This is a genomic window from Micromonospora antibiotica, assembly GCF_017599305.1.
GTDB classification, from domain to species: Bacteria; Actinomycetota; Actinomycetes; order Mycobacteriales; family Micromonosporaceae; genus Micromonospora; species Micromonospora antibiotica.
On record NZ_JAGFWR010000008.1, the window covers coordinates 224,449 to 238,115 of the forward strand.

Here is a 13,667-nt window from a genome sequence, read left to right on the forward strand (position 1 = left end):
CCGATCGACCGGCGGGTCGCCGCGGGGGTCAGTCGACCCAGTCGAGCGTGCGGGCGACCGCCTTGCGCCACCGGCCCAGTTCGCGCTGCCGGTCCGCCGGGTCCATCCGGGACTCCCACTGCGCGTCGGAACGCCACTGGGCGCGCAGGGTGGCCAGATCCGGCCAGTAGCCGACCGCCAGACCGGCCGCGTACGCCGCGCCGAGGCAGGTGGTCTCGGTGATCCGGGAGCGGACCACCGGCACCGCCAGCACGTCGGCGAGGAACTGCATCAGCAGCCCGTTGGCGGTCATCCCACCGTCCACCCGCAACCGGCGCAACGCCACGTCGGAGTCGGCGTTCATCGCGTCGACCACCTCGCGGGTCTGCCAGGCCGACGCCTCCAGCGCCGCCCGGGCCAGGTGCCCCTTGGTGATGTAACCGGTCAGCCCGGCGATCACCCCCCGGGCGTCGGGACGCCAGTGCGGCGCGAACAACCCGGAGAAGGCGGGCACCACGTAACAGCCGCCGTTGTCGTCCACGCTGGCGGCCAGCTCCTCGATCTCGGCCGCCGACGAGATCAACCCGAGGTTGTCCCGCAACCACTGCACCAGCGAACCGGTCACCGCGATCGCCCCCTCCAGGGCGTACGCGGCCGGCTGGCCGTCGATCCGGTAGGCCACCGTGGTCAGCAGGCCGTGGGTGGACGGCACCGGGCTGGCCCCGGTGTTGAGCAGCAGGAAGCTGCCGGTGCCGTAGGTGCACTTCGCCTCGCCGGGCTGGAAACAGGTCTGCCCGAACAGGGCGGCCTGCTGGTCGCCGAGCGCACTGGCCACCGGCACCCCGGCGAGCACCCCGTGGGCCGTCCCGTAGACCTCCGCCGAGCTGCGGATCTGCGGCAGCATCCCGGCCGGTACGCCCAGCGCGTCGAGCAGCTCCGGGTCCCAGTCGAGGGTCTCCAGGTCCATCAGCATGGTCCGGCTGGCGTTGGTCACGTCGGTGACGTGCCGGCCGGTCAGCTTCCAGATCAACCAGCTGTCCATGGTGCCGAAGAGCACCTCGCCCCGCTCGGCACGCCCGCGCAGCCCGTCGACGTTGTCCAGCAGCCAGCGCAGCTTCGGGCCGGCGAAGTAGGTGGCCAGGGTGAGGCCGGTCCGGGCCCGCAGCTTCTCCTCGCCGTACGACCCGGCCAGGTCGCGCAGCTGCGGGCCGGTGCGGGTGTCCTGCCAGACGATGGCGTTGGCGACCGGCCGGCCGGTGGCCCGGTCCCAGACCACGGTGGTCTCCCGCTGGTTGGTGATGCCGACGGCGGCCAACCCGTCCGAGCCGGTGCCGGCGGCGGCCAGCGCGTCACGGACCACCTGTTCGACGTTGGCCCAGATCTCCTCGGCGTCGTGCTCCACCCAGCCGGGCCGGGGGAAGATCTGCCGGTGCTCGCGTTGGGCGACGGCGACGATCCCACCGGCCCGGTCGAAGACGATGCAGCGCGACGAGGTGGTGCCCTGGTCGATGGCGGCGACGTACTCTCCGGTCATTTCGGCACCGTACCGGCCGGGTGCGCTCCGGAGAACCACGGTGGCTCCGTACGATCTCCAGACGTGCGCGACATCGCCGTGTTCAGTGGAACCGCCCATCCCGACCTCGCCGCCGAGATCTGTGCCCACCTGGGGGTGCCGCTGCACCCGGTGCGGGTGTCCCGGTTCGCCAACGACTGCCTTGAGGTGCAGTTGCAGGCGAACTGCCGGGAGCGGGACGTCTTCCTGATCCAGCCCCTGGTGCCGCCCGTCCAGGAGAACCTGGTCGAGCTGCTGCTCATGATCGACGCGGCCCGGGGGGCGTCGGCCGGTCGGATCACCGTGGTGCTGCCGCACTACGCGTACGCCCGGTCGGACAAGAAGGACGCCCCGCGCATCTCGATCGGGGCCCGGCTGGTGGCCGACCTGCTCACCTCGGCCGGCGCCCAGCGGGTGCTGGCGATGACCCTGCACTCGCCGCAGGTGCACGGCTTCTTCAGCGTCCCGGTCGACCACCTGCACGCCCTGCGGGAGCTGGCCGCCCACTTCCGGGGGGACGACCTGGGCAACACGGTGGTGGTCTCGCCGGACCTGGGTAACGCGAAGGAGGCTGCGGCGTTCGCCCGGATGCTCGGCACCCCCGTCGCGGCGGGGGCCAAGCAGCGGTTCAGCGACGACCGGGTCACCATCAGCACGGTGATCGGTGAGGTGACCGACCGGGACGTGATCGTGCTGGACGACGAGATCGCCAAGGGCAGCACGGTGATCGAGCTGATCGCCCACCTGCGGGAGCGCAACGTCCGGTCGATCCGGCTGGCCTGCACCCACGGCCTGTTCTCCAGCGGCGCGTTGGAGCGGCTCAGCGCCACCGAGGGGGTGCGCGAGATCGTCTGCACCAACACGGTGCCGATCCCGCCGGAGAAGCGGGTGCCGGAGTTGACGGTGCTCTCGGTGGCCCCGGCGCTGGCCGAGGCGATGCGGCGGATCCACAACGGCGAGTCGGTCAGCGCCCTGTTCGGCTGACCGGCCCGGCGGCCGGCCCCAGGTGCGGCTCTGCGCGCCCGGCCCAGCTCAGCCCGGGCGGAGGGCCGCCCGGTGGGGTCAGTTGGCGGCGGCGCTGATCCGGACCGTGGTGCCGGCCGCGCCGCTCTCGACCTCCATCGCGTCGCTGAGCTCCCGGGCCAGCCACAGCCCCCAGCCGCCGGCGGTGTCCGGGGCCGGCCGGCTGCGGTCGTCGAGCTGTTGTTCGCTCATGCCGTTGCCGTGGTCGGCGACCTCGCAGACCAGCTCGCCGGGGCGTCGCCAGAGCCGCAGCCAGCCCTGACCGCCGCCGTGGCGGACGGCATTGGTGATCAGCTCGTTGACCGCCAGCACGAAGTCGTCGAGGCGTTGGCCGGACAGCCCGGCGGCGTGCGCGCAGGAGCTGACCGAGTGTCTCAGCTCGGTCACCTGCGCCTGGTCGAACGCCTCGGCGATGAGAAGGGAAGGTTCGATGGGCACCACCGTACGCGGTGTGGGAAGTTCTGCGTTCGTCATGGGCCCTGTCCCGGCAGCGATCTCGGAGTCTTTCGCGCTGTTTCTACCGTACGTCAGGGTTGTCCGTGCCGCACCGGCCGGCCCGGCGGGTCACCGGGGTGGCTGTGGCATGGTGACGCCCATGCCGTCGTCTCCGCCGGGTGGTTTCGAGGTCCCGCTCTGGCGCTCCGTCGCGGTCTTCCGCTTCGCCTCGCTGGCGTACGTCGGGCTGCTGGTCCTGCGCGACGCCGACCGGTACGCCCACCCGGTCGCCGCCGGTGGCGTACTCCTGGTGATGCTGGCCTGGTCCGGGGTGACCGCGGTCGGCTACGCCCGGCCGGCCAACCGGGGCTGGCCGCTGCTCCTGGCCGACCTCGGTGTGGTCCTGTCGATCCTGGCCGTCACGCCGTGGGTGGTGGGCCGTCCGGCGCTGGCGTCGGGGGTGCCGGCCCTGGCCGTGGCCTGGCTGGCCGGGCCGGTGCTGGCCTGGGCGGTGTCCGGCGGACGGCGGCGCGGCACGGTGGCCGCCCTGCTGGTCGGCGGCACGGACCTGGCCACCCGGGGCCGGGTCGGCCCGTCCTCGCTGACCGGGGTGACCCTGCTGCTGCTCGCCGGGGTGGTGGTGGGGCACGTGGCCCGGTTGGCGGTGACCGCCGAGCAGCGGTTGCAGCGGGCGGTGGAGCTGGAGGCGGCGACCCGGGAACGGGAGCGGCTGGCCCGCGACATCCACGACTCGGTGCTCCAGGTGCTGGCGTTGGTCCAGCGGCGCGGGGCACACCTGGACGGGGAGGCCGGTGAGCTGGCCCGGCTCGCCGGTCAGCAGGAGGTGGCGCTGCGCGCGTTGATCTCCGGTGCGCCGCCGACCTCCCCCGCCGACCCGGTGGGCGAGGTGGACCTGCGCTCCCTGCTGGCCGGGTACGCCTCGGCGGCGGTGCAGGTCTCCGCCCCGGCCACCCCCGTGCCGCTGCCCGCCCCGGTGGCCCTGGAGGTGGCCGCCGCGACGGCGGCGGCGCTGGACAACGTGCGGCGGCACGCCGACGGGCGGGCCTGGGTGCTGGTCGAGGACGAGGGGGAGACGGTGACCGTGTCGGTCCGCGACGCCGGTCCGGGCATCCCGCAGGGGCGGCTGGCCGAGGCGGCCAGGCAGGGGCGGCTGGGGGTGGCCCAGGCCATCCGTGGTCGGATAGCCGATCTCGGGGGCGAGACGCGGATCGTCTCGACGCCGGGGGAGGGCACCGAACTCGAACTGATGGTGCCGAGGAGGAACCGATGACCGGGACCCGGGTGATGGTGGTCGACGACCACCCGATGTGGCGGGAGGGGGTGGCCCGGGACCTCACCGAGGCCGGCCACCTGGTGGTGGCGACCAGCGGCGAGGGCCGCCAGGCGGTCCGGGTGGCCGCCGCCGCCCGACCCGACCTGGTGGTGCTCGACCTCCAGTTGCCGGACATCTCCGGGGTGGAGGTGATCCAGGGGCTGCGCGCCGCGCTGCCCCGGGTGCGGGTGCTGATGCTGTCGGCCAGCGGCGAGCAGCAGGGCGTCCTGGACGCGGTGAAGGCCGGGGCCACCGGTTACCTGCTGAAGTCGGCGGGTCCGGCGGAGTTCCTGGACGCGGTGCGCCGCACGGCGGCCGGTGAGCCGGTCTTCACCCCCGGACTGGCCGGCCTGGTGCTGGGTGAGTACCGGCGGCTCGCCGCCGACCCGCCGTCGGCCGGCGGTTCGGCCGACGGCGGACACGACGCGGCACCCCGGCTCACCGAACGGGAGACCGAGGTGCTGCGGCTGGTGGCGAAGGGGCTGTCCTACAAGCAGATCGCCGGGCGGCTCGGGTTGTCGCACCGCACCGTGCAGAACCACGTGCAGAACACGCTGGGCAAGCTCCAACTGCACAACCGGGTGGAGCTGACCCGCTACGCGATCGAGCGGGGCCTGGACGACTGATCAGTGCGGTCCTGGGCGACTGAGCAGTGCGGGGCCTGAACGGTCGGGGCAGTGCTGGGTTGGGCGACTGAGCAGTGCGGGGCCGGGACGGCCGGGGTCAGTGCGCCTCGGGCGGCCGGGTCTCGTGGATGGCCAGTTCCTCGGCGCTCGCGCCGCCGCCGGCCGCACCCGCGTCGTACGCGATGCTGTCGGTCTCCTGGTCGGTGCGGGCGCCCTCGTCCGGTTCGACCAGGCGGCCCACCTGGGCGTCGGCGACCGTGCCGAGTTGACCGTGGTCATAGAGCGAGACCGGGGAGTTCGGGTCCGAGGTGGGGCCCGGGTTCAGCACGTCGGCGTCGAGTTGGGCCTGCGCGGCGGCCTCCTCGTTCTCCGCCTCGGCGGCGATGTCCGGGTCGACCGGGCCGGCGAGCGGGTCGTCGGCCCGCCGTTCGTACTGCTCGCGGGCGAGCTTGTAGTCCAACGACTCGCCGTCGAGCTGCTCGTCGGCGGTGGTGCCGAAGTGGTCGACCGCGACCGGGGTCCGGTCGCCGGGCAGCTGGGCCGGGTCCGGGCCGTCGGCCTCCCGGCCGGTCAGCACGTCGTCGTTGGCGGTCGAGTCGTCGTCGGCGGTGTCGGGCAGGCCGAGCGCCTCGGGGTCGGACACGGGGGTCGGGAACTCGTCGTCGCGCATGGCTGAGCACTACCCACTGGCGGGGGCCGGGTAACCGGGTCCCGCTCCCCGGATCGGGACGAAAATGCAGAAATCAGTCGTGATGCCAGGATGACTCGTCCTCGGTGTGCAACACGCACCAGATCACCTTGCCGTCCGGGAGCAGGGTGCTGCCCCAGCGGCGGGCCACCGTGTCGATGAGCAGCAGGCCCCGGCCGCCGGCCGAGGTGAGCGGGGCCAACCCCGCATACCTCGGCTGCTGCCGGGAGTGGTCCCGGACGGCCACGTGCAGGGTGCCGCCCGCCGGGGCCAACCGCAGCGTCATCGGGGTCGCCGCGTGCGCCACCACGTTGTTGACCAGCTCGGTGACCGCGATGCAGGCCGGTTCGGCCAGCTCCGGCACGCCCCACCGGGCGCAGCCGTCGGTCACCAGTTCCCGGGCCCGCCGGGCCGCACCGACCGCCGGGGCCAACTCCTCGGTCAGCACCGCCGCCATCGGCGTACGGGCCAACGCGGCCGTCGCCCCGTCGCGGGTGGCGTGGACCGCCAGCTCCCCGCTGACCGTCCCGGCCGGGTCGACCACCAGCAGGTCGGCCGCCGGCCAGTCGCGCACCGTCCGTCGTACCTCAGCCAGCAGGCGGTCGACGGTGGGCCCGGCGGACCGCAACCCCGACACGTCGACCACGATCGGGCCGGGCCGGTCACCGAGCCGGGCGAGCAGGGCGTCGCGGACCCGGTCGTGGTCGGCCGGTTCGAGCACCCCGCTGAGCCACACCACCGCCGACGAGTCGTCGACGGCCACCCGGCACCCCACCGCTGGTGGAGGGGCCGTCCCGGGGGGACCGGCCCCCGGGCGACGGGTCGGCGGCAGGTCGGAGCGGCTCATCGTCGTCCCGCCCGGTCGGGCCGGGCGGCGACGCCCGGCGTGCCCACGGCGACGCCGTGTCGGGGGACGGGGTACGCCGGGCTGGCGTCGATCCCGCCCGGAGCGTCGGGGACCAGCATGGTGGCCTCGACGGGGATGCGGGTCAGCGGCATCTCTGGTCGGTACCCCCGGGGCGGCCGGGTCATGCCGGGGGACGTCGACTGATCGTGCGGCGCCACCCGGCGGGCGGCCCGACGGGTGGCGGTGCCGCCCACAACCGCCCACCAGCCGCTGACCGCTTCCGATCTGCGAGGTTTCGGCTCGTGGGACCCCGGTTAATGGGACGCTCTGACCGGAGACCACCCTCGCAGATCGCATGGAGGTGCACCATGCGCGTCGGCCTCGTCTGCGCGCACGCCGGGCCGTCCCGGTCCGCAGCAGAACCACCCGTCGGTACCCACGAGCACGTCGCCCGGGTCGCCGGCGAACTGGCCGCACGCGGCCATGACGTCCGGGTGTACGAGCGCCGCGACGATCCCGCCCTGCCGGCGAGCGTCGAGGTCGACGGCTACCGGGTGCAACGGGTGCCCGTCGGCCCGGCGCAGCCCACCGCCACCGCCGACCTGGTCCCGTACGTCCCCGAGTTGGGCCGCTGGCTGGCCGAGCACTGGGCCGGGGAGTGGGCGCCCGAGGTGGTGCACGGGCACTACTGGATCGGTGGCCTGGCCGCCGCGCACGCCGTCCGCGAAACGGACATCCCGGTGGTGCAGACCTTCCATTCGCTCGGCGTCGAACAACGCCGTCACCTCGGCCACCAGTACGACGGCCCGGATGAGCGGATCCCCCTGGAGCGGGCCCTCACCCGGGCGGTGGACGTCGCCGTGGCCCAGTGCAACGCCGAGGTCGACGAGCTGACCCGGATGGGGCTGCAACGGACCTCGGTGGCGATGGTGCCGACCGGCGTGGACGTCGAGCGGTTCCACCCCGACGGCGAGGCCGCCCCCCGCGAGCAGCGGGCCCGGATCCTCTCCGTCGGCGGGCTCTCCCCCGGGCACGGGCAGGACGACCTGATCCGGGCGATGCGGCTGGTCGGCGACGCGGAGCTGGTGATCGCCGGGGGGCCGCCGGCCGACCAGTTGGCCACCCACGCGGAGGCCCGTCGGCTGCGGGAACTGGCCGAGCGCACCGGGGTCGCCGACCAGGTCACGCTGGTCGGCGCGGTGCCGCACGACCAGTTGGCGACCTGGTACCGCTCCGCCGACGTGGTGGCCTGCACCCCGCACTACTCCTGTGCGGGGCGGGTGTCGCTGGAGGCGATGGCCTGCGGGGTGCCGGTGGTCGGCTACGCCGTGGGCGGGATCGCCGACGCGGTGGTCGACGAGGTCACCGGCCGGCTGGTGCCCCCCGGCGACGTCCGCACGCTGGGCATGACGCTGCGCCGCCTGCTCGCCGACAACCCGGGCCGGTTCGCGTACGGGCACGCCGCGGTGGACCGGGTGCGGTGCAGCTACACCTGGGAACGGACGGCCGGCGCGCTGGAGCGGCTCTACGAGCGGGTGGTGGGCCGGCGTACCCCGGTCGAGGTGCCCGACGTGGTGCCGGTCGGGGGTGACGTCGACCCGTCGGTCGAGGAGGGTGCCGCGACGGTGGCCGAGGCCGACACGGACGCCCCGGTCAAGGGCGCGACCGCCGGCCCGGTCGGCGTCTGACCGGGCCGGGCGATCCGGACGGTCGTGACTTCCGGACGGTCGTGACTTCGGGTCGTCGTGACTTCGGGGCCGTCGTGACTTCGGGTCGTGGTGGCTTCCGGGCCGTCGTGACTTCGGCACCGTCGTGGTTTCCGGGCCGTCCGGTCAGACGCGGGGGACCGCGCCGACCATGGCGCGTTCCCGGGGGCGGGTCACCGTGTGGTGGTGCTGCGGTGCGGCGTACCGGGTGAGCCCGATCACCGAGGCGAGGGTGATCAGGAAGCCGACGGCGGCCAGCCACTCCCGGCCCGGCCAGATCTTGTCGTTGAGCAGCAGCAGACCGACGATCGCGGCGGGCACCGCACCGGCGGCGTCCATCGCGGCGACGGCGGCCGTCGTGGAGCCCCGCTGCATCGCCAGCCCGAGCAGCAGTTGACCCACCAGTGAGTGGGCGATCAGCAGGTAGAGCAGCGGGTCACGGACGAACTCCTCGGCCGACGGGGCGGAGGCCAACGGGCGGGCGGCCACCGCGGCGGCGGAGAACGCCAGCCCGGCCAGGGAACCGAGCGCCACCGAACCGGGCGCCCCGTGCAGGCGTACCGCGAAGAAGCCGAGCAGCCCGATCCCGCCGAGCGCCACCGCCAGGGCGACCAGGCCGGCGGTGCCGAGCCCCTTGGAGGGGGCCGGCTGGGCGGAGAGCACCAGCGCGGTGATCCCGGCGAAGAGCAGCACCAGCAGCGCCACCTCGGCGGCGGGCAGCCGCCACTTGAGCACCACCACCCCCAGCAGGGCGGTCACCCCCAGCCCCGCCGCCACGCTCGCCTGGACCAGGAACAACGGCAGGTCGCGGCGGGCCAGGAAGGCCAGCACGAAGCCGGTCACCTGGCAGAGCAACCCGATCAGGTACGTCCGGTGCCCGGCCAGCCGCAGCAGCAGCCCCGGGTCGAAGGTGTGGTGCACGGTCGTCCGGGCGGCGGCCACCGACTGGAGCATGTTGGCGAAGCCGTACGCGACGATCATCGCCGCGAGGAAGCACCAGCCGGAGGACACCACCAGGCGAGAATAGAGGGCTGTTGGCCTCAGCGCTCGGTCGGCCGACCCAGCCGGGACAGTACGTCGGCGTGCAGCGGACCGTTGGTGGCGATCGCACTGATCTCACTGGACACGCTCCCACCAGGGGCGGGAGTGCCGTCCAGGGTGGTGATGGTGCCCCCGGCGGCGGTCACGATCGGCACCAGCGCGGCAATGTCCCAGAGCGACAATTCCGGCTCCACCATCACGTCCAGTGCCCCCTCGGCCAGCAACATGTAGCCGTAGAAGTCGCCGTAGGCGCGGCTGCGCCAGGTGTCGCGCATCAACTGGAGCACCACGTCCAGCCGACCGGCCGCCTCCCACCCCGTGAGCGACGAGTAGCAGAAGCTGGCGTCGGCGAGGTCGCGTACCCCGGAGACCCGGATCGGCTCGCCGGAGGCGGCGTCCGGTCCGGCGTACGCGCCCAGGCCGGGGGCGCCCCACCAGCGTCGGCCCAGCGCCGGGGCGGAGACCAGCCCGACCACAGGCCGGTCCCCCTCCAGCAGGGCGATCAGGGTGGCCCAGACCGGCACACCCCGGACGAAGTTCTTGGTGCCGTCGATCGGGTCGATCACCCACCGTCGGTCGTGCGGGCCGGTGGCCGGCTGCTCGCCGTACTCCTCGCCGAGCAGCCCGTCGTCCGGCCGCTGGTCGGCCAGCAGCGCCCGGATCTCCCGCTCCACCGAGGTGTCCGCGTCGGAGACGGGAGTCAGGTCCGGCTTCGCCGTCACCCGCAGATCCAGTGCCCGGAACCGGCTCATCGAGATGGCGTCGGCAGCATCCGCAAGCCGATGAGCAAGATCAACATCCCCTACATACCCCGTCACCCCAAAACCCTAACCCCCTCACCGCCCCCGCCCCCGCCCCCGCCCCCTCCCACCCCTCCCCGCCCCGGTGATCAAGAGGTTTGCGTCATGGGAGGCCTCCGGGATGACGTAAACCTCTTGATCACCTGACGTAAACCTCTTGATCACCGGGGTGAGGGAGGGGGCCGGGCAGCGAGGCGAGACGGTGGGGCGGGGCGGGAGAGGAGTCCCGGGCGGCGAGGCCGGGGCGGGGTGGGCGAGGTGGGCGGCGAGGTGGCGAGGCCGGGGGCGGTGAGGCCGAGGGCGGTGAGGGGGAGGGGGCGGTGAGAGGGCTGGGTGGGGAGGGGTGGGGTGGCTGTGGTCGGACAGGGGTCAGACGGGGGTGATCGCGAGGTCGGTGACCTGGTCGTCCTTGAGGCCGAACACGAACGCGAAGGACAGGGGCCCGCCGGGGAACTCCCCGTCCCCGGAGGCCACCAGCCGGTCGTCGACGAACGAGGTCGGCGTGATCACGATCTTCGGGTTGATCAGGTGCACCTGGATCCACTCGCGGATCGCGGACTCGCCGGTGTAGGCCGTCCCGTCGTCGTGCACGGTGGCCCCGTCGGCGAAGACCGCGGCCAGCGCGTTCGGGTCGTGGGCGTTGGTGGCGGCGACGAAGTTCTCGACGGCCTGGGGAAGGGTGACGGTGTCCATCTCTGCTCTCCGGTCTTCTCGGGTTGCCGGGGCGCGGGTGCGTCCGGGCGTGTTCCTGTGGCGGCTCGGCGGCACGGTGATGTTGCGGGTGCCGTCCCGCCACGGGCCGTGCGGCATGGTGATGTTGCGGGTGCCGTCCCGCCACGGGCCGTGCGGCATGGTGATCAGTCCAGGTGCGGGGTGACGGTCGGCGAGGGGCCCCGTCGGTTCGGTGGTGTGTGGTGACCCGGTCCGCCCCGGTGCGGCTCCGCGCGTTCGCGGCAAGGCCGACTTCCGCCGGTTGCCGACGGCCCTGTCAGCAGGCTCCGCGCGGCTCCTGTCAGGAGGCGTCCTCCGACGCGGCCCTGTCGGCAGGTTCCGACGCGGTCTCAGTCGGCAGGCTCAGAAGTCCGCCGAGCGCGAGAGCTTCTCGTTCGAGCGCAGTTCCGTGAGGGCGTTCTCGTGCATCGCGACGACGGCGTCGTAGCCGGAGCTGCCGAGCACGATCCGGTGCGGCGGGACGGGCGCGGTCATCGCGTCGATCACGGCCTGGACGCCGCGTGCGGGGTCGCCCTCCTGCCTGCCGTTGTGGTCAACGAATGCCGCCTTGACGCCCTCGACCAGCGGCACGTAGGCGTCGACGGTCTCGTTGACGGGTTCGTCCTGGAAGCCGGCGAAGGCGTTGGTGCGGAATGCTCCAGGTTCTACGAGGAGCACGCGTACCCCGAACTGTTCGACTTCGTGGCGCAGCGTCTCCGACAGTCCTTCGAGGGCGAACTTCGCCGCGGAGTAGTAGCCGAATCCTGGTGCGCTGACGAGGCCCGCCACCGACGACATGTTCACGATCCAGCCGTCGCCGCGTGCCCGCATGCCGGGCAGGGCCGCGCGGATCACCTCGACCACGGCGAACAGGTTGAGGTCGAACGTGCGGCGGATCGTCGTGTCGGGGGTGCCCTCGACCGAGCCGAACCAGCCGCGACCCGCGTTGTTGACCAGCACGTCGATCCCGCCGAACCGCTCCTCCGTCGTGCGGACCGCCGCCCGCACCTGCTCGGCATCGGTGACGTCGAGCGGGAGTACGAGCACCCGGGCACCGTACGGTTCGGCCCATTCTCGCAGTTCGGAGGGGCGACGGGAGGTCACCGCCACCTGGTCGCCCTGCTTCAGTGCGGCCTCGGCATAGAACAGGCCGAACCCTCCTGGCGTGCCACCGGTGATGAACCACGTTCTCATGGACTTCTCCTTTCGCTACAGGAGACAATGTAGCGTTACATGCGCTAATGTAGCAACCATGCAGAACGCACGGGATCGACTCCTGCTCGCCACGGCGGAGTTGCTGGAGAGCAGCGGCACGGTGTCCACGAGGGCGGTGTGCGAACGCGCCGGGGTGCAGGCCCCGACGCTCTACCACCACTTCGGCAGCAAGCAGGGCCTGATCGACGCCGTGGTCAACCACGGCTTCACCCAGTACACGGCGGTCGAGAGTTCCGGCGACCCGCTGGGCGACCTGCGGGAGGGCTGGGACCGCCACGTACGGTTCGGGCTGGAGCACCCGTCGTTCTACGGGCTGCTCTACGGCCGGGCCGAACCGGGAAGGCCCTGCGCCGTCACCGCTCCCGCGCACGCCGCGCTGCGCGAGCGGCTCACCGGCGCCGCCGCCCAGGGCATGCTCAAGGTGCCGGCGGCCGACGCCGCCGAACAGGTGCTCGCCGCCAACGTCGGCATCACGCTCACCTTGATCAGCCAGCCGGAGCCGGACTTCGGGCTGTCCGAACGCGTCCGCGAGGCCGCGCTGGCCGGGGTCCTGCACACCCCCTCCGCCGATGCCCCCGCCACCCGGGCGAGCGCCGCACTGACGTTGCGCGCACTGGTCGGCGACGACCCGGGCGACCTCACCCCTGGCGAACGGGCGCTGCTCGGCGAGCTGCTGGACCGCCTGGCCCGCTAGTCAGGAGCCGGCCAGGGGATCGCCGGGGTTGCGCTCCACCTCGCGGGGGTCGCCCTCGCCGGCCCGGGAGGCCAGCAGGCGACGGTACGAGGCCAGTCGGCGCTGGTCGGCCTTGCCGGCGGTGACCCAGGCGTCCAGGGCGCAGTCCGCCTCGTCCGGGGTGTGCGGGCAGTTGGGCGGGCACTCCACCGTTCCCTCGACCAGGTCGGGGAAGCCGTGCAGCAGGCTCTCGGCCGAGACGTGGGCCAGCCCGAAGCTGCGGATGCCCGGGGTGTCCACGATCCAGCCCGGGTCCCCGTCGCCGCCGGGGGTCCGGGGCAGCCGCAGCGCCACCGCGCTGGTGGAGGTGTGCCGGCCCCGGCCGATCGCGCTGACCACGCCGACCGCCCGCAGCGCGTCCGGCACCAGCCGGTTGACCAGCGTCGACTTGCCCACCCCGGAGTGCCCCACCAGCACCGACACCCGGCCGGCGAGCAGGGCGCGCAGTGCGTCGAGGTCGGAGTCGGGCCGGACCAGCACGTACGGCAGTTCCAGCTCGGTGTAGTAGCCGACCACCTGTTCGGGGCCAGCCAGGTCGGCTTTGGTCAGGCAGAGCAGCGGCTCGATGCCGGCGTCGTACGCGGCGACGAGGCACCGGTCGATGAACCCGGTCCGGGGTGGCGGGTCGGCCAGCGCGCTGACGATCACCAGCTGGTCGGCGTTGGCGACCACCACCCGTTCCAGCCGCCCCTCGGCGGTGTTCTCGTCGTCGTCGGCGGTGCGCCGCAGCACCGAGCGCCGTTCGGTGATCCGGACGATCCGGGCCAGCGCCCCGTCGGTGCCGGAGACGTCGCCGACCAGGCTCACCCGGTCACCGACCACCACCGACTTGCGGCCCAGTTCGCGGGCCCGCATGGCGGTGATCGCGGCACCGTCGGGGGCGTCGGGGAGTACGCAGGTGTACCGGCCCCGGTCGACGGCGATGACGAACCCGTCGACCGCGTCGTCGTGTCGGGGGCGGGTACGGGTACGGGGACG

General features: G+C 73.5%; 15 protein-coding genes. 5 read left to right on the forward strand and 10 right to left on the reverse strand.

Translation table 11 applies throughout. The features are described from left to right. Positions 1–28: 28 nt before the first annotated feature. Positions 29–1,513, reverse strand: a complete 1,485-nt coding sequence (gene glpK / locus JQN83_RS16900; protein WP_208568104.1) for a glycerol kinase GlpK — start codon at positions 1,511–1,513, stop codon at positions 29–31. A gap of 63 nt (positions 1,514–1,576) precedes the next feature. On the opposite strand from glpK, the gene JQN83_RS16905 reads away from it, so the two are divergent. Continuing rightward, positions 1,577–2,515, forward strand: a complete 939-nt coding sequence (locus tag JQN83_RS16905; protein ID WP_208568105.1) for a ribose-phosphate diphosphokinase — start codon at positions 1,577–1,579, stop codon at positions 2,513–2,515. 78 nt (positions 2,516–2,593) lie between these two features. Here JQN83_RS16905 and JQN83_RS16910 read toward each other — a convergent pair whose 3' ends face one another. After that, a complete protein-coding gene (locus JQN83_RS16910; RefSeq protein ID WP_208568106.1) occupies positions 2,594–3,028 on the reverse strand; it encodes an ATP-binding protein in 435 nt (144 codons plus the stop codon). Positions 3,029–3,149: 121 nt separating this feature from the next. On the opposite strand from JQN83_RS16910, the gene macS reads away from it, so the two are divergent. Both macS and JQN83_RS16920 read left to right on the forward strand, forming a co-directional pair. Further along, a complete protein-coding gene (gene macS, locus JQN83_RS16915; RefSeq protein WP_208568107.1) occupies positions 3,150–4,280 on the forward strand; it encodes a MacS family sensor histidine kinase in 1,131 nt (376 codons plus the stop codon). Beyond that, a complete protein-coding gene (locus JQN83_RS16920) occupies positions 4,277–4,948 on the forward strand; it encodes a response regulator (RefSeq protein ID WP_208568108.1) in 672 nt (223 codons plus the stop codon). Before macS ends, JQN83_RS16920 begins: the two co-directional genes overlap by 4 nt. 97 nt (positions 4,949–5,045) lie before the next feature. On the opposite strand, the gene JQN83_RS16925 is transcribed toward JQN83_RS16920, so the two are convergent. The 3 genes from JQN83_RS16925 to JQN83_RS16935 form a co-directional block, all read right to left on the reverse strand. Next, the gene (locus JQN83_RS16925; protein WP_208568109.1) at positions 5,046–5,618 is read right to left on the reverse strand and encodes a DUF5709 domain-containing protein; all 573 of its coding nucleotides are present in this window, start codon (positions 5,616–5,618) and stop codon (positions 5,046–5,048) included. A 73-nt stretch (positions 5,619–5,691) separates the two neighbouring features. After that, positions 5,692–6,399 (reverse strand): ATP-binding protein, encoded by a 708-nt coding sequence (locus tag JQN83_RS34155; RefSeq protein ID WP_307799357.1) that lies wholly within the window; start codon positions 6,397–6,399, stop codon positions 5,692–5,694. Between the two features lie 80 nt (positions 6,400–6,479). Beyond that, on the reverse strand, positions 6,480–6,635 hold the full coding sequence (locus JQN83_RS16935) for a hypothetical protein (RefSeq protein ID WP_208568111.1): 156 nt from the start codon (positions 6,633–6,635) through the stop codon (positions 6,480–6,482). Between the two features lie 216 nt (positions 6,636–6,851). Between JQN83_RS16935 and JQN83_RS16940 the strand changes: the two genes are divergently transcribed. Next, positions 6,852–8,171: a glycosyltransferase gene (locus JQN83_RS16940; RefSeq protein WP_208568112.1), complete on the forward strand. Its 1,320-nt coding sequence runs from the start codon at positions 6,852–6,854 to the stop codon at positions 8,169–8,171. Between the two features lie 144 nt (positions 8,172–8,315). Here the strand turns inward: JQN83_RS16940 and JQN83_RS16945 are convergent, their stop codons facing one another. The 4 genes from JQN83_RS16945 to JQN83_RS16960 all read right to left on the reverse strand — a co-directional run bounded on the left by JQN83_RS16945 (position 8,316) and on the right by JQN83_RS16960 (position 11,935). Continuing rightward, entirely contained in the window at positions 8,316–9,170 is an 855-nt protein-coding gene (locus tag JQN83_RS16945) for a DMT family transporter (RefSeq protein WP_244252636.1), read from the reverse strand. A 59-nt stretch (positions 9,171–9,229) separates the two neighbouring features. Continuing rightward, the gene (hisN, locus tag JQN83_RS16950) at positions 9,230–10,048 is read right to left on the reverse strand and encodes a histidinol-phosphatase (protein WP_208568114.1); all 819 of its coding nucleotides are present in this window, start codon (positions 10,046–10,048) and stop codon (positions 9,230–9,232) included. 351 nt (positions 10,049–10,399) lie between these two features. Then, positions 10,400–10,882: a nuclear transport factor 2 family protein gene (locus tag JQN83_RS16955; RefSeq protein ID WP_208568115.1), complete on the reverse strand. Its 483-nt coding sequence runs from the start codon at positions 10,880–10,882 to the stop codon at positions 10,400–10,402. A 222-nt stretch (positions 10,883–11,104) separates the two neighbouring features. Further along, positions 11,105–11,935, reverse strand: coding sequence for an SDR family NAD(P)-dependent oxidoreductase (locus JQN83_RS16960; RefSeq protein WP_208568116.1), 831 nt, complete (start codon positions 11,933–11,935; stop codon positions 11,105–11,107). A 58-nt stretch (positions 11,936–11,993) separates the two neighbouring features. Between JQN83_RS16960 and JQN83_RS16965 the strand changes: the two genes are divergently transcribed. Further along, positions 11,994–12,650 (forward strand): TetR/AcrR family transcriptional regulator, encoded by a 657-nt coding sequence (locus JQN83_RS16965; protein WP_208568117.1) that lies wholly within the window; start codon positions 11,994–11,996, stop codon positions 12,648–12,650. Here the strand turns inward: JQN83_RS16965 and rsgA are convergent, their stop codons facing one another. Further along, positions 12,651–13,544 (reverse strand): ribosome small subunit-dependent GTPase A, encoded by an 894-nt coding sequence (rsgA, locus tag JQN83_RS16970; protein ID WP_244252579.1) that lies wholly within the window; start codon positions 13,542–13,544, stop codon positions 12,651–12,653. Between the last annotated feature and the right edge of the window lie 123 nt (positions 13,545–13,667).

What these genes read in the sequence shown, in the direction of transcription:
- glpK (WP_208568104.1), bottom strand. Translation starts at nt 1,513, where the DNA reads ATGACCGGAGAGTACGTCGCCGCCATCGACCAGGGCACCACCTCGTCG.
- JQN83_RS16910 (WP_208568106.1), bottom strand. Translation starts at nt 3,028, where the DNA reads ATGACGAACGCAGAACTTCCCACACCGCGTACGGTGGTGCCCATCGAA.
- macS (WP_208568107.1), top strand. Translation starts at nt 3,150, where the DNA reads ATGCCGTCGTCTCCGCCGGGTGGTTTCGAGGTCCCGCTCTGGCGCTCC.
- JQN83_RS16920 (WP_208568108.1), top strand. Translation starts at nt 4,277, where the DNA reads ATGACCGGGACCCGGGTGATGGTGGTCGACGACCACCCGATGTGGCGG.
- JQN83_RS16925 (WP_208568109.1), bottom strand. Translation starts at nt 5,618, where the DNA reads ATGCGCGACGACGAGTTCCCGACCCCCGTGTCCGACCCCGAGGCGCTC.
- JQN83_RS16935 (WP_208568111.1), bottom strand. Translation starts at nt 6,635, where the DNA reads ATGCCGCTGACCCGCATCCCCGTCGAGGCCACCATGCTGGTCCCCGAC.
- JQN83_RS16940 (WP_208568112.1), top strand. Translation starts at nt 6,852, where the DNA reads ATGCGCGTCGGCCTCGTCTGCGCGCACGCCGGGCCGTCCCGGTCCGCA.
- JQN83_RS16945 (WP_244252636.1), bottom strand. Translation starts at nt 9,170, where the DNA reads ATGATCGTCGCGTACGGCTTCGCCAACATGCTCCAGTCGGTGGCCGCC.
- JQN83_RS16955 (WP_208568115.1), bottom strand. Translation starts at nt 10,882, where the DNA reads ATGCCGCACGGCCCGTGGCGGGACGGCACCCGCAACATCACCATGCCG.
- JQN83_RS16960 (WP_208568116.1), bottom strand. Translation starts at nt 11,935, where the DNA reads ATGAGAACGTGGTTCATCACCGGTGGCACGCCAGGAGGGTTCGGCCTG.
- JQN83_RS16965 (WP_208568117.1), top strand. Translation starts at nt 11,994, where the DNA reads ATGCAGAACGCACGGGATCGACTCCTGCTCGCCACGGCGGAGTTGCTG.
- rsgA (WP_244252579.1), bottom strand. Translation starts at nt 13,544, where the DNA reads ATGCGGGCCCGCGAACTGGGCCGCAAGTCGGTGGTGGTCGGTGACCGG.